Source organism: Anaerotignum sp., assembly GCF_030625865.1.
Taxonomy (GTDB): Bacteria; Bacillota; Clostridia; order Lachnospirales; family Anaerotignaceae; genus Chakrabartyella.
In genome coordinates, this window is record NZ_DAOUQB010000021.1 from 33,254 (window position 1) to 54,452 (window position 21,199).

26 protein-coding genes and 1 riboswitch are annotated in these 21,199 nt (G+C 34.3%); of the genes, 24 read left to right on the forward strand and 2 right to left on the reverse strand.

Annotation, left to right across the window (positions count from 1 at the left end; genetic code table 11):
* Position 1 precedes the first annotated feature (1 nt).
* The 13 genes from P9Q65_RS07615 (at position 2) to P9Q65_RS07675 (ending at position 11,742) form a co-directional block, all read left to right on the forward strand.
* Positions 2 to 676, forward strand: coding sequence for a response regulator transcription factor (locus tag P9Q65_RS07615; RefSeq protein ID WP_304508814.1), 675 nt, complete (start codon positions 2 to 4; stop codon positions 674 to 676).
* The gene (locus tag P9Q65_RS07620) at positions 673 to 1,782 is read left to right on the forward strand and encodes a HAMP domain-containing sensor histidine kinase (RefSeq protein ID WP_304508785.1); all 1,110 of its coding nucleotides are present in this window, start codon (positions 673 to 675) and stop codon (positions 1,780 to 1,782) included. Before P9Q65_RS07615 ends, P9Q65_RS07620 begins: the two co-directional genes overlap by 4 nt.
* Positions 1,783 to 2,287: 505 nt before the next feature.
* Positions 2,288 to 2,375: riboswitch (cyclic di-GMP riboswitch) on the forward strand.
* A 103-nt stretch (positions 2,376 to 2,478) separates the two neighbouring features.
* Positions 2,479 to 3,126 (forward strand): prepilin peptidase, encoded by a 648-nt coding sequence (locus P9Q65_RS07625; RefSeq protein ID WP_304508787.1) that lies wholly within the window; start codon positions 2,479 to 2,481, stop codon positions 3,124 to 3,126.
* Between the two features lie 141 nt (positions 3,127 to 3,267).
* Positions 3,268 to 3,432, forward strand: coding sequence for a Flp family type IVb pilin (locus P9Q65_RS07630; protein WP_304508788.1), 165 nt, complete (start codon positions 3,268 to 3,270; stop codon positions 3,430 to 3,432).
* A gap of 118 nt (positions 3,433 to 3,550) precedes the next feature.
* Positions 3,551 to 3,934, forward strand: coding sequence for a TadE/TadG family type IV pilus assembly protein (locus P9Q65_RS07635; RefSeq protein WP_330695295.1), 384 nt, complete (start codon positions 3,551 to 3,553; stop codon positions 3,932 to 3,934).
* Between the two features lie 30 nt (positions 3,935 to 3,964).
* On the forward strand, positions 3,965 to 4,642 hold the full coding sequence (cpaB, locus tag P9Q65_RS07640; RefSeq protein ID WP_304508790.1) for a Flp pilus assembly protein CpaB: 678 nt from the start codon (positions 3,965 to 3,967) through the stop codon (positions 4,640 to 4,642).
* Between the two features lie 57 nt (positions 4,643 to 4,699).
* Positions 4,700 to 5,926, forward strand: a complete 1,227-nt coding sequence (locus P9Q65_RS07645; protein ID WP_304508791.1) for an AAA family ATPase — start codon at positions 4,700 to 4,702, stop codon at positions 5,924 to 5,926.
* Positions 5,927 to 5,941: 15 nt separating this feature from the next.
* Entirely contained in the window at positions 5,942 to 7,309 is a 1,368-nt protein-coding gene (locus P9Q65_RS07650) for a CpaF family protein (RefSeq protein ID WP_304508792.1), read from the forward strand.
* 10 nt (positions 7,310 to 7,319) lie between these two features.
* Complete coding sequence (locus P9Q65_RS07655) at positions 7,320 to 8,267, forward strand: type II secretion system F family protein (RefSeq protein WP_304508793.1); 948 nt, start codon at positions 7,320 to 7,322, stop codon at positions 8,265 to 8,267.
* 10 nt (positions 8,268 to 8,277) lie between these two features.
* Positions 8,278 to 9,222: a type II secretion system F family protein gene (locus P9Q65_RS07660; protein ID WP_304508794.1), complete on the forward strand. Its 945-nt coding sequence runs from the start codon at positions 8,278 to 8,280 to the stop codon at positions 9,220 to 9,222.
* Between the two features lie 5 nt (positions 9,223 to 9,227).
* Complete coding sequence (locus P9Q65_RS07665) at positions 9,228 to 9,563, forward strand: DUF192 domain-containing protein (RefSeq protein ID WP_304508795.1); 336 nt, start codon at positions 9,228 to 9,230, stop codon at positions 9,561 to 9,563.
* 15 nt (positions 9,564 to 9,578) lie between these two features.
* The gene (locus P9Q65_RS07670) at positions 9,579 to 10,613 is read left to right on the forward strand and encodes a hypothetical protein (RefSeq protein ID WP_304508796.1); all 1,035 of its coding nucleotides are present in this window, start codon (positions 9,579 to 9,581) and stop codon (positions 10,611 to 10,613) included.
* A 19-nt stretch (positions 10,614 to 10,632) separates the two neighbouring features.
* Positions 10,633 to 11,742 (forward strand): TadE/TadG family type IV pilus assembly protein, encoded by a 1,110-nt coding sequence (locus P9Q65_RS07675; RefSeq protein WP_304508797.1) that lies wholly within the window; start codon positions 10,633 to 10,635, stop codon positions 11,740 to 11,742.
* Between the two features lie 122 nt (positions 11,743 to 11,864).
* Here P9Q65_RS07675 and P9Q65_RS07680 read toward each other — a convergent pair whose 3' ends face one another.
* Entirely contained in the window at positions 11,865 to 12,653 is a 789-nt protein-coding gene (locus tag P9Q65_RS07680) for a flavodoxin family protein (RefSeq protein WP_304508798.1), read from the reverse strand.
* Positions 12,654 to 12,783: 130 nt separating this feature from the next.
* Here P9Q65_RS07680 and P9Q65_RS07685 point away from each other — a divergent pair, with 130 nt between their 5' ends.
* The 6 genes from P9Q65_RS07685 to P9Q65_RS07710 all read left to right on the forward strand — a co-directional run bounded on the left by P9Q65_RS07685 (position 12,784) and on the right by P9Q65_RS07710 (position 17,624).
* Positions 12,784 to 13,413 carry a TetR/AcrR family transcriptional regulator gene (locus P9Q65_RS07685; RefSeq protein WP_304508799.1) on the forward strand — a complete coding sequence of 210 codons (630 nt, stop codon included), beginning with the start codon at positions 12,784 to 12,786 and terminating at the stop codon, positions 13,411 to 13,413.
* Positions 13,388 to 13,993 carry a DUF1287 domain-containing protein gene (locus P9Q65_RS07690; protein ID WP_330695298.1) on the forward strand — a complete coding sequence of 202 codons (606 nt, stop codon included), beginning with the start codon at positions 13,388 to 13,390 and terminating at the stop codon, positions 13,991 to 13,993. The genes P9Q65_RS07685 and P9Q65_RS07690 overlap by 26 nt, the downstream gene beginning before the upstream one ends.
* 164 nt (positions 13,994 to 14,157) lie before the next feature.
* A complete protein-coding gene (locus P9Q65_RS07695) occupies positions 14,158 to 15,048 on the forward strand; it encodes a hypothetical protein (protein ID WP_304508800.1) in 891 nt (296 codons plus the stop codon).
* Positions 15,049 to 15,172: 124 nt separating this feature from the next.
* A complete protein-coding gene (locus P9Q65_RS07700; protein WP_304508801.1) occupies positions 15,173 to 15,937 on the forward strand; it encodes an alpha/beta fold hydrolase in 765 nt (254 codons plus the stop codon).
* Positions 15,938 to 16,401: 464 nt separating this feature from the next.
* Positions 16,402 to 16,545, forward strand: coding sequence for a hypothetical protein (locus P9Q65_RS07705; protein WP_304508803.1), 144 nt, complete (start codon positions 16,402 to 16,404; stop codon positions 16,543 to 16,545).
* Positions 16,546 to 16,763: 218 nt separating this feature from the next.
* Entirely contained in the window at positions 16,764 to 17,624 is an 861-nt protein-coding gene (locus P9Q65_RS07710) for a radical SAM/SPASM domain-containing protein (protein WP_304508804.1), read from the forward strand.
* Positions 17,625 to 17,665: 41 nt separating this feature from the next.
* Here P9Q65_RS07710 and P9Q65_RS07715 read toward each other — a convergent pair whose 3' ends face one another.
* Positions 17,666 to 18,163, reverse strand: a complete 498-nt coding sequence (locus P9Q65_RS07715; protein WP_304508805.1) for an amidase domain-containing protein — start codon at positions 18,161 to 18,163, stop codon at positions 17,666 to 17,668.
* Positions 18,164 to 18,799: 636 nt separating this feature from the next.
* On the opposite strand from P9Q65_RS07715, the gene P9Q65_RS07720 reads away from it, so the two are divergent.
* The 5 genes from P9Q65_RS07720 (at position 18,800) to P9Q65_RS07740 (ending at position 21,147) form a co-directional block, all read left to right on the forward strand.
* Positions 18,800 to 19,084, forward strand: coding sequence for a hypothetical protein (locus tag P9Q65_RS07720; RefSeq protein WP_304508806.1), 285 nt, complete (start codon positions 18,800 to 18,802; stop codon positions 19,082 to 19,084).
* 52 nt (positions 19,085 to 19,136) lie between these two features.
* On the forward strand, positions 19,137 to 19,535 hold the full coding sequence (locus P9Q65_RS07725; protein ID WP_304508807.1) for a hypothetical protein: 399 nt from the start codon (positions 19,137 to 19,139) through the stop codon (positions 19,533 to 19,535).
* Positions 19,536 to 19,846: 311 nt separating this feature from the next.
* The gene (locus P9Q65_RS07730) at positions 19,847 to 20,152 is read left to right on the forward strand and encodes a hypothetical protein (protein ID WP_304508808.1); all 306 of its coding nucleotides are present in this window, start codon (positions 19,847 to 19,849) and stop codon (positions 20,150 to 20,152) included.
* 79 nt (positions 20,153 to 20,231) lie between these two features.
* The gene (locus P9Q65_RS07735; RefSeq protein ID WP_330695299.1) at positions 20,232 to 20,747 is read left to right on the forward strand and encodes a DUF2179 domain-containing protein; all 516 of its coding nucleotides are present in this window, start codon (positions 20,232 to 20,234) and stop codon (positions 20,745 to 20,747) included.
* Positions 20,748 to 20,826: 79 nt separating this feature from the next.
* On the forward strand, positions 20,827 to 21,147 hold the full coding sequence (locus P9Q65_RS07740; protein ID WP_304508810.1) for a DUF6054 family protein: 321 nt from the start codon (positions 20,827 to 20,829) through the stop codon (positions 21,145 to 21,147).
* Positions 21,148 to 21,199: the final 52 nt, after the last annotated feature.

Sequence of the window (21,199 nt, forward strand, 5' to 3'; positions counted from 1 at the left end):
AATGTTTGATGTTTTGGTAGTGGAAGACGATAAAGAATTGAGACATTTATTTTGCACAATTTTACGCAAAAATGGATATACGTGCTTAGAAGCAGAAAATGGAAATATTGCTTTAGACATTTTGCAGAATAATTATATTGATTTAATTATTTCTGATATTATGATGCCTGTTATGGATGGGTATTCTTTTATACAGGCAATACGCAATGCGAAATTTGATCAGCCCGTTTTGATGATAACAGCAAAGGACACCTTTTATGATATGGAAAAGGGATTTCATTCTGGAGCGGATGATTATATGGTAAAGCCTATCAATATTAATGAAATGCTGCTGAGGGCGGGCGCTTTGTTAAAAAGAGCACAGATTAACAATGAAAAAAAGATTTTACTGGGCAACACATTACTGGAATATGATTCTTTTACGATTTCCCATGAAGGGAAAGAAGAAACGCTTCCCCAGAAGGAATTTCTTCTTCTATTTAAATTGGCTTCGACATTGAACCGCATTTTTACTAGACAACAATTAATGGATGAAATATGGGGACTTGATACAGAAACAGATCCAAGAACCATTGATGTACATATTGGGAGGCTTCGGGAACGTTTTCGAGAAAATCCGGATTTTGAAATCATAACTGTACGGGGATTAGGATATAAGGCGGTGAAAAAAGTATGAAAAGACTGTATGAGTGGAAGTTGAGTGCATTATTTACTATTGCAGTTTTTATAACACAATCCATCAGCTCTATAATTTTTCCTACGTTTACTATCATTGCATTAAAAATGGGTTATATTACGAATCCCAAGCCGATTTTTATGCTTTATTTTATTACAATTACCAGTATTGTTACAGGGATATTTTTTTCTAAAGTTATCGGAAAGAGGATTTTAAAACCAATTACAGATTTAAGCGATGCTTCCTCTTTGGTTGCAAAAGGAGATTTCTATATTCAGTTACAGGAAATTGGATGTGGAAAAGAGATTCGCGAAATGATTCACAGTTTCAATATCATGACAAATGAACTGAAAAATATTGAGACATTGCGTAATGATTTTGTAGCCAATGTTTCCCATGAATTTAAAACACCTCTTTCTGTTATCAATGGTTATGCAACCCTCTTGCAAGATGAAACAATTTCCACAGAAGAACGTAATAATTATATTGATAAAATCATCTCAAATTCCAAACGACTTTCCAAGCTTACAGAAAATGTACTTTTGCTTTCAAAATTGGAGAACCAAGATATCTTATTGGATAAGACATACTTTTCCTTGGATGAGCAGATTCGTAACGATATTCTTTCGTTAGAACAACTATGGGAAGAAAAAAAACTTTCTCTGGACATTGAGTTGGAAAGTATCCGATTTTACGGGAATAAAAATATGCTTTCTTTAGTATGGTGTAATTTGCTTTCTAACGCCATTAAATTTACTCCTAACGGCGGAATTATTACGATAAAGCTCAATAATGAGGGGAGCAATATTTTGGTTTGTGTTGAAGATACTGGTATTGGAATAGCGGAAGAAACACGAAAACATATTTTTGAAAAGTTCTATTGCGGAGATAAATCTAGACATAGTGGAGGCAATGGTCTGGGGCTAACTTTAACAAAACGCATTGTTTGGTTGTGTGGTGGAACAATAGAAGTGCAAAGCGAAAAAGACAAAGGTACAAATTTTCTTGTAAGGTTGCCTTATGAAACCAAAACGCTCAGCGGTAATAGTGGAAATATGAAGTTTAGAAAGGAAAATATAGCCAAAGAAACGGACACATTTTTATAATTATTTTTCATAGACGACAGGAATTTATATAATCAAAGAGAAGGGAAAAAGAAGATGGAGTGTAGAAAATGAAAAACATATTTATGGAGCTATTTTAATATTTCTTGATTTAAATTTTATTTTTGATAACTCACATATTGACATAATACCAGATTTCCTAGGCTATATTGTTATAAATTCATTGATTAAGACAAAAAGTATGCGCATAAGGATTAAATAAAGAATAGAAATTAAATGATTAAAATATGATAAATCTTGCTTGTAAAAAAAGAATATCTTGTATGATTGGAATAATTTTTGGTAAGAGGTGAGAAAAGATTGTTTATTTTTAACAAAAATAAAGCAAGTAAATTTTGTCGAATTATGTAATACAATAAAGAAAATTGTAAAATAAAAAAGTTTTTTGAAATATGTTGACATAAAATTTACTTTATGTATAATGGAATTAAATAAAGGATTTGCATTGATAAAAGTACGTTATTTTAAAATTGAATATTTCATGATGTTTTTTTAAAGGCATAATTGTTGAAAGACAATGACGCAAAGCTATAGGGGCTAAGGTGATGTTATCGCTATGCCAGCCAGTTGCAGAAACTTTAAAAATTAAGGTGTTTTTTTGTGTACCGATTTTTAAGTGTGCTCCTATGGTTTATATATTGGAGGACACTTTTTTGTTTTTGGATAAGGGGAGATAAAATGAATATTCTTATGATTGTAATTTTTAGTATTTTTGGAATTTTTTTAGGAATTGCAATCAGACCAATATCAAAAGCAATGATTCGTTATAAAATCAGGCAAAAAATGTGTGAAAATCTGAATTGTGATATTAATAAAAAATTTCATGTCTTTGCTGCAATATTGAACGGTTTTTTGTGGGCTTATGCAGGAAGTAGAATTGAAAATTTTTTAATCGCTCTTTTAGTGGCTATCCTTTTTACCGTTGCTATTATTATTTCGGTTATAGATATAAAAATAAGGTTGATTCCAAATGAACTAGTGTTACTAATACTTTTTTTGGGAGTTGTTTTTCAAGTATTGTGTTTTGGTTGGCAAGCACAAATTCATGCTTTGTTGTGTATGGTGACAGTTGGTTTTATTTTTATCATTACTGCTAAGTTTGTTGGCTTTGAACAGGTTGGTGCTGGTGATATTAAATTGGCGGCTACAATAGGATTAATACTTGGTTATCCAAACATAATGATAGCCGTAATGGGAATGTGTGTAACGTTACTTGTATTTTGCGTTGGAGGACTGCTAATTAAAAAATTAGTGAAAAACAGTACATTTCCATTTGCTCCGTTTATAATGTTCGGTACAATTTTTACTTACGTAAGTATTATTTAAATTTAATGATACTGTGTATCGTTAAAATAAACAAAAAAATGAAAAGAAACAATGCTGGGAAAAACCTTAGAGAAAGGAGAAAGATATTTTTATCTTCTGTGGTAATTACTGGGTTAATTTAATTAAAAAGGAGGAAGTATTATGGAAAAATTATTTGCATGGTTAGAAAAAGAAGAAAGTGGTCAGGGTATGGTGGAATACGGTTTAATTATTGCTGCCATCGCAGTAGTTGCTATTGTTACATTGACTCCTTTGGGCGGATTAGTTGCGGGTATGTTTACAACGATTGGTGCTAGTCTGACGTAATTCATCTTCCAAATGAAAAAGCTTTATTTTGGGAAATGTTAGGTAAGATTCCGATGGGTTAGGTCTGGCAGTTGATTTGTTCCGACAATACATAGTGGTTGGAGAGGTGGTGAGACAGTTGCATCTTAAAAATGAAAAAGGGCAGGCGATGGTAGAGTTTGCATTGGTATTGCCTATTCTTTTACTCGTTTTTTGTGGGATTTGTGAATTTGGAAATATATTTTCAAATCAAATTCTTATAAACAATGCCTGCAGAGAAGTAGCTAGGTATGCAGCTGTCCATTATCTAGAAGATGGCTTAACTTCGGTTGAAACGCAAGCTACAACAATAATGGGGAATTATTCAAGTGATTTTAGTGTGGAAATTACAACGCCGGAATCGGAACAAATTAAAGTTGATATTACGATGAAAGTAGGATTAATTACGCCGTTCTTTGAGTTTTTAAACGATGGGAACGGCTGTATTGATTTACATGCAGAATGTACGATGAGAATGGAATAAAAAGCTGAATTAGGCTTGGGAGGCAAAATATTGAAAAAAGTAAAAATATTTGCGTTATTTGCGGCAGTATTGACTTCGGTGTTAATGTTTGTTTTTTTAAAATCTATTGTTCATAATGATGAAGCCCATAAAACAGATGTTATTGTTGCAACACAAACAATCCCCATGGAAACGCCTATTACGCAATCCATGTTTACGTTAACTCAATTGCCTGATGAGGCTATATTAGATGGTGTGATTACGGATTCGGCTGCAATATTAGGGAAAGTTGCAAAAAGTGAAATTGTTGCGGGTGAGCAAATTATCCACTCAAAACTTTTAACAGCGGGTGATGTGAATAGTGGTACATTGGGTTATTCCTTAGAACCCGGAATGAGGGCTGTTACAATGGCTGTAGACGGAATTTCAGGCATTGGATATATGATTGAACCTGGGAATCGTGTCGATATTATTGCTCAATATAGTCAAAATGATACTGCTTTTACAAAATTGATTGTTCAAAATGTCGTTGTTTTGGCAACAGATTCTAATTTATCAAACAATGAAAATACCATGAGTAAAGATGAATCCTATTCAACGATTACACTCCAAGCTACTCCTGAACAGGTTATGGAAATTCGGTTTTATGAATATACAGGTCGTCTTTCTGCTATCTTAAGATCGCCATTGGATGACAAAATTATAAATTTGCCGATCAAGCAATTTTAAACAAGGGACGTTACTGAAAAGTCACTTATAATGATTGCGAAAAAAGGGGTACGAGAAATGAAAATTAACACTATGATTATCAGCAAATTTGAAAACAAAATAGATGAAATAAAACAACTGATTACCGACGAAGAACTTGTTGTTGTTGGCGTGGCAACGGGTGGTTCACAAACGTTAGATAAAATTGAAAATATATCACCTGATGTAGTGATTATGTTTCTTGATACCCAAGGTGGAGACGTGCTAAGTTTGACCGAACGTATTATTTTGCATAAACCGAGAACGCATGTCATTTTATTAGTAGAAAGTATGGAAGTAGATATTTTACAAAAAGCAAATAAAGCAGGTGCTCATAATGTTATTGAATTCCCAGAGTCCTCCAAAGAATTTGCAGAATATATAAAATCTGTCCATCATAATGAAACGATACGTATAAACTCTTTAGACGAAAATCAAAATATCGCATGGATGTCAAAGGTTGTTACAGTTTTCGGGGCTAAGGGTGGCTTAGGTAAAACAACCATTGCAACAAATCTTGCTGTTAAGTTGGCAGAGCAAAGGAAAAAAGTTGCACTCATTGATTTGGATTTGCAATTTGGAGATATTCATGTGTTTTTGGATATAGAACCGGCAGATACCATATCTGAATTGGTTCAGCAAGTGTATACTTTCAATATTGATTCGGTAAGAAGTTATATGACTGTACATTCCAGTGGTGTTCATGTGTTATGTGCACCGAAAAGCCCTGAGTATGCTGAATTAGTTTCGGCTGAAAAAGTGCAAAGTTTACTTAGTATTTTGCGTACTTATTACGATTATGTGATTATAGATACGCCGCCTTATTTTAATGATGTAACAATTACTGCAATCGAGGCATCTTCCACGATTCTTTTTGTCACAGGTCTTGATATTTCCATTTTGAAAAATTCTAAATTAAGCCTTTCTCTTATGGACTCTTTACAACAAAGAGATAAAGTTAGACTTATTGTGAATCGTGCTGTAGATATTAGTTCCATTACTGTTGCGGATGTTCAAAAAATAATCGGATGTCCCATATGGGCAAAAATACCTAGTGATTACATGGTAGCAGTTACTGCGCTCAACCGAGGAATTCCTTTTGTGATTAGTTCGGCAGGAAGCAAGCTTAGTCAGTCAATAAATAAAGTTGCCAATGCTTTATTGTCGGGGGCGGACGATATTGGAATGGAATTTGCCAATGACAAAAAGGCACATAAAAGACGAAGGCCCTTTGGTTTTCTTAGAAAAAAGAAGGAGTTTATTTAAAGGAGGGGGAAAACAGTGGGCTTACTTGAAAAACTAGAAAAACAAAAAATAAAACAGGATAATATTGAAGTTTCTATTGAAAATGAGCCAAAAGGTACAAAAAGTAATCCTGCCCCTTTTGTAGATGCATATTATGAATTAAAAGAAAAAGTGCATGCTGGTATTATTGAACTGATTAATCATGAAGTTGCCAACGGAAATGATGTTACTGAAAATCAAGAACAATATTTATTAAAATCCATAGAAGGTTTGATTAATGCAAATAGTGCAGGAATTTCAAGGGTAGAGCGACTGCGAATTCAAAAGGAAATTTATAATAATGTTGTTGGACTCGGTCCTTTGGAACCTCTTTTGGAGGACCCGGATATCAGTGAAATCATGGTTAACGGTCCATATAACGTATATGTTGAGCGTCGAGGGAAACTTGAACTTAGTTCTACCGTTTTCAAGGATAACGAACAATTGTTAAATATTATTACCCGTATTGTTTCTTCTGTGGGCAGACGTATTGATGAAGCAAGTCCGATGGTAGATGCAAGGCTTTTAGACGGTTCTCGTGTGAACGCAGTCATTCCGCCTATTGTGCTGAACGGTCCTACTTTGACAATCCGTAAGTTTTCTAAAAATGCGTTGCAAGCAAGTGATTTAGTAAAAAAATCTTCAATATCACCAATGATGGTTTCATTTTTAGAATCCTGTGTAAGAGGGAAGTTAAACGTTATTGTTTCAGGGGGAACGGGTAGTGGTAAAACTACATTACTAAATATTTTATCCGGGTATATCCCTGATACTGAAAGAATCGTTACAATTGAGGATGCGGCAGAACTTCAGCTCAGACAGAATCATGTAGTAACCATGGAAAGTCGTGCTGCAAACTTGGAAGGTGTCGGTCAAATTACCATCAGAGAGCTAGTTCGTAATGCATTGCGTATGCGTCCAGACCGAATTGTTGTTGGTGAAGTAAGATCCGGTGAGACGTTGGACATGCTTCAGGCTATGAATACAGGACATGACGGATCTTTGACAACAGCCCATGCCAATTCCCCCAGAGATTTAATGTCCAGATTGGAAACTATGGTTCTTATGTCAGGGATGGAATTGCCCATTAAAGCAATTAGAGAACAGGTGTCATCGGCTTTAGACCTTGTTGTTCAGCAAGCAAGGCTAAGAGATGGTTCACGTAAGGTGATTAACATCTCTGAGGTAGTAGGTATGGAAGGGGATACGATCACGTTGCAGGATCTCTTTATTTTTAAACAAAGAGGGTTGGATTCGGCAGGAAATATCATAGGAGATTTTGTTTCAACGGGAATACGTCCCACATTTTTGGAAAAATTGACATCGAACGGCGTTCTTGTTAGGGATGATTGGTTTAAGAGGTGAGATTTAAAATATGTTGCTATACATAATTATATTTATGACGGCTGTTACGATATATTTATTCACACTTTCCTTTACGAAACCTTCCGAAAAGGAAGTCGTCGAAGATAGAATGAAAAAATATCTTGATACGGAAAGTATTTCAGATGTACAAGAAAAGTTTTTTGCTGAAAATCGTGAAATGGTAAAAAAGAAAAAAAATAAAAAATTTAAAATAGAAAGTAATGAATTAAGAGACTATTTGTTGATGTCCGGTATTAAGCTTAGAGCTTCTGAATTTATTTATATTTGGCTGGCATCCACCTTTGTACCTATATTAGTGACCTTCTTTTTTAGAACAAGTTTTATTACGTCTATCGCCGTTGCAATCATAGGCTTTTGTATCCCACCATTTTTTGTTCGAAAAGCATGGAAAAAACGGCAATTGGAGTTTAATAAACAACTTGGGGAAGCGTTGGTAATTATGAGCAATTGTATTAAAGCCGGTTTTTCATTTTTACAAGCCATGGAAAGTATTGCCGAAGATATGCAACCTCCTATTTCTACAGAGTTTTCCAGAACAATTAGAGAAATGCGTTTTGGAGTTACTAAAAACGTTGCTCTAAATCATATGGTGGAGCGTGTGAAAAATAATGATTTAGGTTTGTTGGTTTCAGCGGTAATGACATCAGAGCAGGTGGGCGGAAATTTATCGGAAATTTTGGATACGATTTCTGATACCATCAAAGATAGAATTCGTATTAAACAGGAAGTACGTGTATTAACAGCACAGGGACGTATGTCAGGTATTGTAATCGGGTTACTTCCTGTTTTTATCATTTTACTGTTAATGATTTTAAATCCTGATTATTTTATATCATTTTTTGAAAGCTTCATTGGGAAAATTATGTTGGGCATTTCTGTTTTTATGGAGCTTATTGGATTTTTTATTATCAATAAAATAGTAGATATTAAATATTGAGGTAGATAATATGATTGGGTTCATTGCGATTCTTTTTGGAATATTTGTCTTTTGTTGCATGATTATTGTTTTTAGAGCTCGCGGAGATCAGTATGATGCAGTGCAAAGACGTCTTATAAAAATAAATAATTCTACTCATACAAATTTTCAACATGATGAGGCGTTAAGTCTGCCTTTTTTTAAGCGAATTATGAAATTGGGCATTAAGCCTTTTATGCTAAAAATCAGAAAAGGGTTGACCAAAAATCCAAATACGAAGTCTGTTTTTAATAAATTCAATAATGAAAAATTAAAAAAAAGTTTATATAAAGCGGGATTGCTATTAGAGGCCCATGAGTATCAAATGATTCGAATTTTGATCATAGCAGGGTCAGGTGGAATTGGATATATTTTTGCTGTGTTATCAAATCAAAATTTAAAAAATCATCTTCTATTTACTTTCGTAGGTTTTTATGTAGCTTTTGCAATATTGCGATTTCATCTTTCAAGTAAAATTAGTAAAAGAAATAAAGCGATGGAACAACAACTGCCGGAAGTTTTGGATCTTTTAAGTGTTAATGTTGAGGCAGGACTGGGATTTGAACAAGCGATATTTCATGTTACAGAAAATTTGAAAGGGCCTTTAGTGGATGAGCTTACGATCACCTACAGGGAAATGTCAATGGGTAGGACAAAACGAGACGCACTGGTGATTTTCGGAGAACGGTGCGATATTAATGAAGTAAAGACCTTTGTGGGTTCCATTGTTCAAGCAAGCGAACTTGGAATATCTATAAAAAATGTATTAAGGGCACAGGCGGCCGCCATGCGACAAAGCAGACGTAATAAAATTCAGGAAAAGGCACAAAAGATTTCTATAAAAATTTTGATGCCTATGGTACTGTTTATTTTTCCGGTTATTTTTATCATTTTAATGGGACCGGCTGTTGTTAAAATTTTTGAACAGTTTGGGTGATGCGTATGTTAGTGTATTGCAATAATATTGTTTTGGCAGATAAAGTTCGCATTGCAAATAATTTTTTCAGCCGTTTTGTTGGGCTTATGGGGAGGAAAAAACTTGATTCCGGAGAGGGATTGTTTCTTTTAGGTACGCCTTCCATACATTGTTTTTTTATGAAAATTACGATTGATGCAATCTATCTTTCAAAGGATATGAAAGTTTTAGGTGTTGAAACATTGAGACCGTGGCGTATGGGAAAATATATGAAAAAAACTGCTCACGTTCTTGAACTTAAAGAAGGAACAGCTTTAAATGTAAGAGTTGGAGATAGGATAGTTTTAGAAATATGTTCTTAGGAGGGGGAGGGTGCAATGTCAGAGAATAAGAAAGACCTTGATGTAGTGGAAACATTAAGATTAAAAACAGAAGAAATTGATATGGATCAATATTTGAAAACGAGACTTGGTGGATATACAAAAAAGTCTGTTTTGGAATATCTGAGTATTTTGCGGAAGCAACAGCAAGTAACGGCAGATACTTTTTACAACAACTTGCAGACAGCTTATGACGAAAAAGAGGAATTAACCAAGATTAATAATGCGCTTCAGTATGAAATCAATAAAATTCAAATGGAGTACAAAAATCTTAGTGAATCTATGACGGAAATGAAATTTGAAGATTCGGATTTTACTCCACAGGATATGATTGCATTGAAAAATGCAAATGCTGTCTTAGCGGAAAATGTCAAAAAAGTTGATTTTGAAAAAAAATCTTTGGGAAACGAAATAAAACGTTTAGAAAATTGTGCGGCTGATTTAAAAACACAATTAAAACAATCAAAAAGTGAAGTTATGGCGGCAAAGGAAATTGTTTCTACCAAAAAGCAAGAATCAAAAGAACTTCGAGATAAAATGATTGAACTCACCATTCATATAGAGAGTAAAGAAGAAGAAATTAAACATTTAAAAGCGTCACAGGAAGAAGGGCAAATTGTTAAATTAAGAACAGCTATAGAAGCTTTAACAAATCAGATTATGACACAAACGGAAGTGAATGCTAGTCTTAATTCCCAAATAAAAACACAAATAAAATCCATTGATATTTTATCAGAAGAAACAGAATTACAAAAACAATTGATAGATGATTTGAAAAGAACAGTTGAAGATTTTGAACATAAAAATAAAAAATTGTTATATGCAAATACAGTTTTTACAAAACAACTTGAAGAGGTTCATACACAATCCATAAAATTGATTAAAGAAAAATCCTTTGTTACAGTAGAAAAAATTGATTATCAAAGAAAATTGAATGAAGCGAATTCTAAAATAGCTATGCTAGAGATGAACTTAAATAAAAAAGCGACAATTGGAGAAATGAAGGAATTGCAAGAGATGGAAGAAGCATAAAAAATACAGGGGAGCTAGTATGATGAAAAAGGATAAACTTTTTGAGTTGTCAAACGAAAGAGGTTCTTTATCTATTATTGTTGCTGTGGGTATCACCATTTTTATGGCTTTTTGTGCAGTAGTTATTGATGTTGGCAGAATTTCTTTAGAAAAACAAAGATTACAGAATGCATTGGATGCGGCTGTCCTTGCAGGAGCACAAGAATTGCCTGATAGTACAGTAGGGGCGCAAGAAGCTGCAATCACATATTTTGAAGAAAACGGCTATAATGAAACGGATATACAGCAAGTTGAGTTTTTAAATTCAAATAAAAAAATAAGAATTACAGCTGTTCAACCTGTGGAATATACTTTTGCAAAAATGTTTCAAGATAGTGATAATACAACGGTAACGGTAAGTGCGGCTTCACAAGTGAGCACTGTTTTTGATCCTTTTAAATATGCACTTTTCTCCGGCAGTGGCATGGATTTACTACAGTTTAAAGGAACAAATACAGTTGTTGGTAACGTCCATTCCAATGAAAGTATTAAAAATGAAGCCGAAATTACAGGTGTGGCTACTGCCGTTAACACGATTGATGTAAAAGTACATGCGTCAGAAGGTACAATAGAAGGCTATTCTTATATAAATATGCCGGATTTTACAGAGGTCACAAATTTGTCAGCTACAATTTCTCAAACTACATTGGTGAATATTTTCGGAGCAACCTATACATCAAACAAAAACCAATATACGATGTCAGATACACAGTTAAATAATTTGCTGGGGGCATACCCGTCTGTACTTATTGATGGAAATTTGGTTATTAACGGAAGTGGGATCAATGCTACCGGAGCAATTTTTACAACTGGAGGCATGGAATTTAACGGTAGTGATGTTAATATGAATGCATCTGACTCTGTATGTTTTTACTCCATAAACGGTGACATAACATTTAATGGTGGTAAAGGTGATGTGGCAGGAATTTTATATGCACCAAACGGTACAATAACTTTGAACGGTAATAGCGGTATTTTTTACGGAAGTATTGTTGGGAATCAGATTTCTTGTAATGGTGGAATTAATATTACATATAACGGTCAAATAGGCGAAAGTATACCGCCTACCGAAATTAGATTGGTTGAGTAATTGGATAATTTTGGATAACAACTTAAGTGGATTCGTAGTCAAAGTAGTTCACAACCTTCTTTTTGGATTAATTTTATCAAAAGGAAGGTTGTTTTTTTATAAATTGCATCCTTACCGCACTGTCAGTATTGGTTTCTTTTCATTACGGATCTCATCATTCTTGCATGCCCTTTTTCAATCTGATCTTTGCCAATCCCCAGCTTAAGCATAGGTTTTACAAAGAACGGTAATCTTATGATGGGTTGGTTTGCTTTTTTCTCAGTGGGCTTGCTGATCTTTTTCTGGATAGCCAGTTCTCTTCCAGCCTGCACATATGCCTGAAAGATGCTATCTGCTATGGCGTGATTGCTTGCTTGGGATGCTGCTACGCCCAACATTCCGGCAGATTTTCGAATTAACGTGCCAACCAACTCTGCATCTGCAAATTTGGAATAGGTCTTAAAGTAGGAAACGATGTTCTTGGGCATTTTCGTTTCAAGATTGTCATAAACAACAAGTGGAACAAAAGGTTTCTGCATCAGCGCCTGATCTACATGGTGAAAAAACATTCTGCTTTTCGTGAAATGAAATTCTCCTACTTTTGCAGTACTATAAGACCGTTCCAAAAGAGTTTTTAATAAGCTGGACATCCCCAGTACGTAAACAGGTGTGGCAAAAATAATTAAATCCGCTTCTCTCATTTTACGAAAGACAAAATTTGCATCATCCTTTTCATCAAATGTACAATTCAGCAAATGCTCAGGTGTTTGACATAACTGACAATCGATGCAGTGATTAATTTGGAGTTCTGCAAGATGAATCGTTTCACACTCTGCACCTTTTTCCATTGCGCCTTTAAATAATTTGTCAATTAAAAATGCAGAGACTCCTTTTGGACCTCTAAAGCTAGAATTGATTGCTAAAATTTTCATTTTGATATTCCTCCTCCGAGCATCAGCAAAGCCAATAAATTAGTACGATTGTCCTAAATTGAGTTTAGCACACTTGTACTAGAATGTCAAATGTGGTATGATAAAATTATTTCAAGATAGGAGGCACAGAATGACTGCGAAGGATGAGATTTTAATAAAAGCCATTGAACTATTTAACCAGTACGGTTATGAATCGGTTACTATGCGTGATATTGCAAACGCTATGCATAAAAGTGTTGGTAATATCACTTACCATTATCCGAAAAAGTCTGATTTAATGAGTGCTATTGGCAACTTAATTTATCAGGATTTTCATTCACTGCAGTGGCAATCCAAACTTGATATTCACGGATTTCATGAGAAATTGATGGAAATGATACAGTTTCAAAGGCGATTTGCTTTCTACTTTTCAAATATAATTGCACTGCGAAAATATCAGTCCGATACAGGGGACACCTCAGACCGCCAATTAGCAGTTAGGGAAAAACTGATTGCATATTATACCGAAGTAATACGGAATTTTGAAGCAGAAGGAATTTTTGAAACCTTACCCGAAAAGGAATCGAGCAGGTATCTGGCAGAAGGTATTGTGTTGATCATCCTGTCATGGAAATATCCGGGCATACCGGAGCCTGTAGCAAGATACAAGGAACTGTTAAAGATCATTTGGACGGTGATATACCCTAATTTAACGCAAAAAGGAATCATGCAATTCCGCCAAGAAGGAGAAAAACATGAAGCAGGATATGATAAGGCATAAGAAAGCAGCATTTTTTTTGATAATGATCGCCTTTATTATAGTCGGAATTTATATCTCTTACCGTTTTAATATAATACCCCATAAAAAATACAGCAATAATGATTTTAATATACAGCAGTATGTAAGTGAAATAGACAGAGATTCTGATGGAATTGATGACCAAACCGATATTTTAAAGGGCGTTCGTCATTATATCTCTACAAATCCCAAATATAAAAGCAAATATTACGAGACCGGATATCCTGATGATGAATATGGGGTTTGTACCGATGTTGTAGCGTTTGGATTGCGGAGTGCGGGATATGACTTGATGGAACTTGTGAATGAAGATATACTAAACCACAGGGATTTATATAATATAGAAACGGTTAACAAAAATATTGATTTTAGAAGGGTGCAAAATTTAAAGGTGTATTTCGCAAACAACTCAATTTCACTGACAACAGACATATCAGATATTGAACAGTGGCAGGGCGGAGATATTGTTGTGTTTAAAAAGCATATTGGAATTGTATCAGAAAGCAGAAACAAAAAAAGGCATACCCTTTGTAATTCATCATGCAAACCCTTATCAGATTGATTATGAAGAAGATATTCTAGAAACGCGTAATGATATTGTTGGACATTACAGAATCAGTTGAAGTTTGAGGTTATGGGCATACCCCAAAGGGAATTTAATTTTTTAGTATGTTTGAATATGAATGCGCTGTGGATTATTTATAATTTTTAATGGGAGAGTAGAAAATGAAAAAAACGAAATTCTTATATATTGTGATTGCAATACTTTTTGTAATGCAAATGAATTCTACGGTAAAAATTCGCAATTTAAAAGCAGAGGTACAGCGGACAAAAAATAGCATATCTAATATGGAAGAACGATTGAATGGAGATATAAGATCAATTTATTCCAATGTTGACAAAAAACTTGCCGAACAAGCAAGCATTGTTTCTTTCTGTAATTATGAAGTTGGCGAATTTAATTTTGAATCACGAAAAGTACCTATAACTTTTAGAGTACAGCCTAAAACACTTACCAAAACAACTGAAGTTTCACTAAGATTTGATCAAGACATGGTTTTAATGGAACGAGGAGATACTGCATTTGTACTTACAAAAGAGTTTCCAATGTCAGATGAAATATTGCCAACGATTATAGTAGAGAATGATGGTATTCAGCAGTTCGAAAATAACGATTATCTTAATGTATATGATATGAAAGACAAGGTTTTTCCCTCACTGTATCCTCGATTTCATGGAGAAAGTGGATATAATCATGAAGAGCCATATCGCTATTATTTGCAAGGCGAAATTGATCTGAAATTTAATTCGGATACTCAAAATCGCTTTCGTAATATAAAATACATTGTAACAATAGACGATGAAGTTATAAAGACTTACGAAAATGATTCTTTCAATTCCGAAACGATTGAAGTTGATGATACATTTGAACTGAAAGAAGGTCAAATACTCATAGGAAAGGTGGTAGTAACCAGCGATCTAAACTACACACAGGAATATATCATTACGCAATATGTGGGAGGAGAAAAAAAGCCGCCATTAGGTTACAAGGAGAATGAAAAAATCATTGCTCCCGATGGCACTGTGATTTATGAATTTAATGAAAATGAGTTTTAGCAGACTGGTTTGTGTAAAAGCAAATGATAACTTGATTTTATAGGCATACTCTGTAACAAATCTAATGTTTAAATAGTTAATGGATACTAAAGATTATTTATATACTGCGTAAAGGAGAAGTGAAATGATTTTCAAAGAAATTGGCGATAAAAAATATCCTACAATCATTTTTTTACATGGCGGAGGGTTGTCGGACTGGTCTTGGAAAGTAATCGTTGATAAATTCAGTGATAAATATAATGTAGTTACTCCGATTATCGATGGGCATGGAGAAGATGGTGGTGAGAAATTCATTAGCATTGATGATTCTGCTTCGAAGCTGATAGATTATATTGAAAAAGAAAAAAGTGGAAAAGTATTTGCTATTGGCGGATTATCGATTGGGGCACAAATACTTTGTGAAGTATTGTCACAAAGACCACACATTACAGATTACGCTATTATTGAAAGTGCATTGGTTGTTCCCATAAAAGGGATAACAGCCCTGACCGTGCCTACTTACCAGCTGTGCTATGGGTTACTAAAAAAACGTTGGTTTGCAAAAATGCAAGCACAAACACTTTGCGTGCCAGATGAATTATTTGAAACATACTATCGTGATAGCTTGAACATTACCAAACAATCTCTTATTAATATTACTTTAAGTAACGGAAATTATCTGCTTAAAAACGCCATTGCCAATACGACAGCAAAAGTCTTAATTATTGTTGGAGAAAAAGAAATTGGCGTGATGAAAAAATCTGCTAAACTTTTGCATACTACATTAAAGGAAAGCTCTTTATATATTGCTCCGAAATTGAAACATGGTGAATTGAGTTTAGTTTATCCGAATCAATATATTGAAAAATTGGAAACACTAATCTCAAATGGGCATGCGCATTATGCTTAGTAAATTAATTCTGCATTATGTTTATTAGTGTACATTAACGGGTTTAGATTATATATATTTTTGAAGGAGAATTGTAGTGAAAAAGATTAACTGGAAAATATTAAACTCCGCATTTTGGATAGAAGTTATTTTATCCTATGTTTTACCTTTTAGAGTGGTTGATAACTTCCAATATAATGTTGGTTTTCCTATACCATTTATTTTAGTTTATGATACAAAAATTAACGTAAATCCTCTCATGTCAATGTATCTCAATCCGTTAGGACTATTTCTCAACGGAATCATCATATATTTGATTATTTTAGTTGCTGTAAATGCATACTACAAATTCAAATGTTGCCGGACAAAATGAGCATACCTCATAGCAAATCCAATTTTTTATTATGTTTAATATTATTATTTATACATATACAAGTTGTACTAGTCAAATCGGCGAGAAGTATCATTAAATTAGGAGGGGAATTATGGAGTGGATTTTTAAAGCAATTGTAACTTTATTTATAGTTATATCAATTACTAAAATGTGGATGAAATTCGCTAAGTGTATAGGTGAAAAATTCAAAATTAGTACCTGTATTTTTAAATTATGGAAAAAGATTACGGGATAAGCGTTTAAATAAATTGAAACAATTAAAAAAGTTTTACCATTAGGAAATGAAAAAAGAAAGAAACAAGATTAAATGAATATTATTAGCATCTATTATGGGTATAATCCGTAGAAAATCAATGTCCCATTAATTTTATTTTATAAATAATTTCTTCTAATAATACAAAGGTCTAAAAACGTATTTTATCTGCACAAAAGCAACGAAAGTGAGCAAACCTTATGAATAAAATTTCTCGTATCTACATTGAAATCACGAATGTGTGTAATCTGTCTTGCAGTTTTTGCATTGGTAACGTTCGTGTACCACGGTTTATGAGTACTGACGAGTTTTCACATGTCATTCAGCAAGCAAAGCCCTATACAAATCATATTTATCTGCACGTATTGGGAGAGCCACTATTGCATCCACAATTGGAAGAAGTTTTAACAGTGGCCCATCGCTTCGGCATGAATGTAAATATTACCACAAACGGTACCCTGCTTGGGAAAACACAGAAAGTACTGCTGAATGCACCTGCCTTGCGAAAAGTAAGCGTATCATTGCACAGCATGGAGCCTGGTAGCCCATATTGTAAGGAGGAGTACCTACGAGATGTGGCATCGTTTGTTACAGTTGCAACGGAAAAAGGAATTTATTGTGAGCTGCGAATGTGGAATCTGGGTGCAAATGACATCGATAATGAAGCTGTTTTTACCCTTTTGTGCCGCTTTTTAGGATTGGACAATGGGGCACAAGAAGCGGCACGAAATAAAATCTGTGAAAGCGGAAACACCACACTGGCACCACGACTTTTCCTTGGAAAGGCTGCTCGTTTTACGTGGCCGAGCATGGATGAACCGCCTACGGAGCAGCCTATATTCTGTCATGGACTGCGTAGCCAGATGGCAGTATTGTGTGATGGCACAGTAGTACCTTGCTGTCTGGATAGCCGGGGTGATATTGCATTGGGAAATATTTTTCAAACACCCCTTGCTCAAATTCTGTCTGGTGAACGTGCGCAGGCACTTTATAAAGGTTTTTCGGTACGCCAACCCAGCGAGGAGCTTTGTCGGCGATGTGGGTATGCAAAACGCTTTTAAGGATACGTCACTAAGGCAGGATTTTGCCACAAAAAGCAGACTTACCAAGTGTTCACATGCGTAATGTGCAAATAGCGAATGCTTACATATTGATAAGTACTCAGTGGGCGATTGTCGGCATCAAACGTGTGTGCTGCAACGAGGATATTAGAGGGGGAGGGTGATCCTCCAACGGAGACAATCGTAGGCGAATGGCTAAATACCATTCCATCGAAAGAAAGCTGCACAATATCCCCCGGCTCTACCAGTGAAAGATTTACTTCTACCCCAACAGGGCCAATTCCCTGATTTTTCACAAGGAAATTATGCAGGAATTCAACACCAGTCCATGCTGGCGCACGGTTGTTCAAGCTGTAATAATACCAGCCGAAGGTCGGTTTAGGATTCATAACTTCTGAACCCGCATACAACACCTGTGAGGCAAAATTTGTGCAGTCTCCTCCTAGCCTATCAAAATTGTAGTATTTTGGATTACGCCCATATGCCCATCTGTGGGCATATGATACAGCGCTGTCCCGATTATATGATATTTTTCTCATGGGCTCCACCTCTTTGCTATTGTATGTAGGCGACAGTGGGAGTGTGAAACTGCTTTACAAGTGACACAACGGGATACAAGGTTTTGATATATTTAAAAATAGTTTTAGTTCAATAATTTTTTTGACAAAGTCTTTTAATGTTTTTTCAATAGAGAAATTAGAAAGAGTACCATCCATTTACAAAGGGGATTATCTTGCCGGCAATGACTATTTGAGGGCGTTATCTGAAAGTGCTTTCCATCGGCAACAGTATGAATCCGCTGCATTTACTTTGGCTAGCCATTTTGTTTCTCTTAATAGATATAACGATGGAAAAATTTTACTCATTAAATTAATTTGGAACATTTGTTGGAAATTGAACTCAACGCGAAACCTTAAGATTTTATTCAAAATCTTTATAAAATCATTTTGGATAAACAAGTGGATGTTGAAAGGGCATTCAATAATAATGACAAATGCAGATATATCATGTGAAGGTACATTGATAAGGATTTATGTTGTTCGATCAGTTATATTTTATTATTTGAAAATATAAATTTTGCAAAATGCTGGAAGAATTTGTATGGATGTGTATAATTGTAGTATGCCTAGAAAGTATAATGGAAAGAGATGAAAGTTTTCCAAGGAGGAAATTACATGGAACAATCCTATTTTGCATTAATAATAATCGTGGGATTATTAGCAATTAGCGAAATATCAACATTAAAGAAAAATATGAAAAAGCAAGAGGAACGCATAAATCAGTTGGCTAAATTAACAGGGCATGAATATTTATCTTCTAACTGGATTTCTGATGAGCTGTATGAAACGGTGCGTCTCCTTAAGCAGTCGGGGAAAAAAGTGGAAGCTGTCAAAAAAATTAGAGAACATACTCAAATGACATTAGTAGAAGCCAAACAATATGTTGATGATCTAAATTAGTACAAAAAATCACTAAAGAGTATATAAAATAAGAAATGAAGGGATACAACAGATGTCTTATATAGAGGAAAATGCTTACGAAGCAATGCAGAATATTTTTTCGACTATTTCTAATGAAGAAAAGTGTTTTTTTGAGGGATATTTTGCGGCGGACATGGTGAAGGTGAATAAAAAAGATTGTGTATATCCCTGTTTTTTTGGTTTTAATAGTACATCTATAACTATTGTTAAAATAAATTTAGAGTTGGAAAAAGAAAATGCTAATTTTATACCAACTTCTCGTATTAAAGATATTAGGATAAAAAAAATGTTTTTGTCCAAAAGCTTTCATCTGATAATTGAATGCGATGACAATTCTTCGTTTACTCTTGCAGTGCCATATACACTTAAATATATCTATATGCAGAGTGAAAATGTAGAAAAGTTTTTAAAACGATACCAAGATCATTGAGCATGAAGTAAATTCACTTTCCATTCAATTTTTTAAGGAGATAAGCCCAGAGGATTAGCTTTTGGCGTTGTGTACAAAAAAAATAAAATGGAATTTTGCTTTCAGGTATAATAATATTTAGAAATACGGAAAATAGGGGGTTCCCAATATAGAAAATTATTCCTATGATTAGCGATTTATGAGGAGAAATCATTATATGAAAAAAATTGTATTATTATCATAGTATTATTTAGCTTATTTTTTGTTGGATGTATATAAATAGGAATGAAAGTTTACCCACTGAAGAAGCTTTGGGTGAGGAAAATACAACGATGCATTTAGATAATGATGCGACAGCCCAGACAGAAGGTATAATTAAAGACGAAAGAGATGATGTTTTACAAGATCTATCGTCATTTATACCTGAGGGGTGGGAAATCATAAAAAAAAGTAATGGCGAATTAGCCATAGCAGAAGGAGATTTAAATAACGATGATATTATCAATAAAGCTTTTGTCACTGAACAAAATAATCAATCCGAATATGCTTCTCCAAGAAATTTAATAATAGTTTGGGGTAATAAAGATAATACTTATAAACAATCAATAAGGGTGGAAAAGGACTTCCAATATATTTGAGTTATAAACGGTTTTTATGAAAAAACGTTATACAATTTTTAGAAGGAATTAAAAAAATTAAACTAAGTAGGTGGATAAAATGTTGCTTATATTTTTAATAATTTGTATTAATATTGTTTATGTTTCAATTAATACACTAAGGACAATCCTGGTAATAAAAGGTCAGCGCCTATTGGCTTCCATATTGTCTGTATTTGAAGTTGGGGTATATTTATATGGACTTACTATTGTATTAAACAATCTTAATAGCCCCATTAAAATTATTGCTTACTGTATTGGTTATGGGTTGGGGGTTTATATTGGAAGTTTGATTGAACAACGTCTTGCCCTCGGATATGTACAGGTACAAATTATTGTTGATTCTGTTGCCAATGAGCTTCCGAATTTTTTGCGTAAAAAAGGATTTGGGGTAACCTCATGGACTGCAGAAGGGAGAAGTGGCTTACGCCTTGTCCTTCAGGTGCTGGCGAAGCGGAGCAATGAAAAAGAACTGATTAAGCTTGTAAATGAAATTGCCCCCAACGCTTTCGTTATTTCATACGAACCCAAACATTTTATTGGAGGATTTTGGACGAAGAACATTCGGAATTTTTAGACGTCCGTTTGCTTGTTTGCTATTGCCGGGTATCATGTTTATATACGGAAAGGGGAAAAGAAATGGCAAAATTTGAAAAGTGTGTACATGGGGATTTAAAAAAATTGTAGAGCAATTAGATGAAGACATTTTCAAGAGCGGAGTAAGTGTAAGTTTGGTTGATAAAAGTAATTACGCGGATGAAAATATCAAAATGGCCGTTAGAGTATATGATAAATATTTCATGAGAAATAGTAGTAGAGCGAGCTTAAATGTGACCATTATTGATAGTGGAAGGGAAATATTCATTTCTGCTATTGGTGCAGGAGGTGGCAATGGTGCCTTTTTTAATTTTAGCTGGGGTGCGGAAGGAGAATTAACGGAAGTTGTTGCGAATAGTATCAAAAAAATGGGTCTATAATTCCCTGCACCAAGGATTTGGAAGCTTACCTGAGAAACGGTTTACATAATCG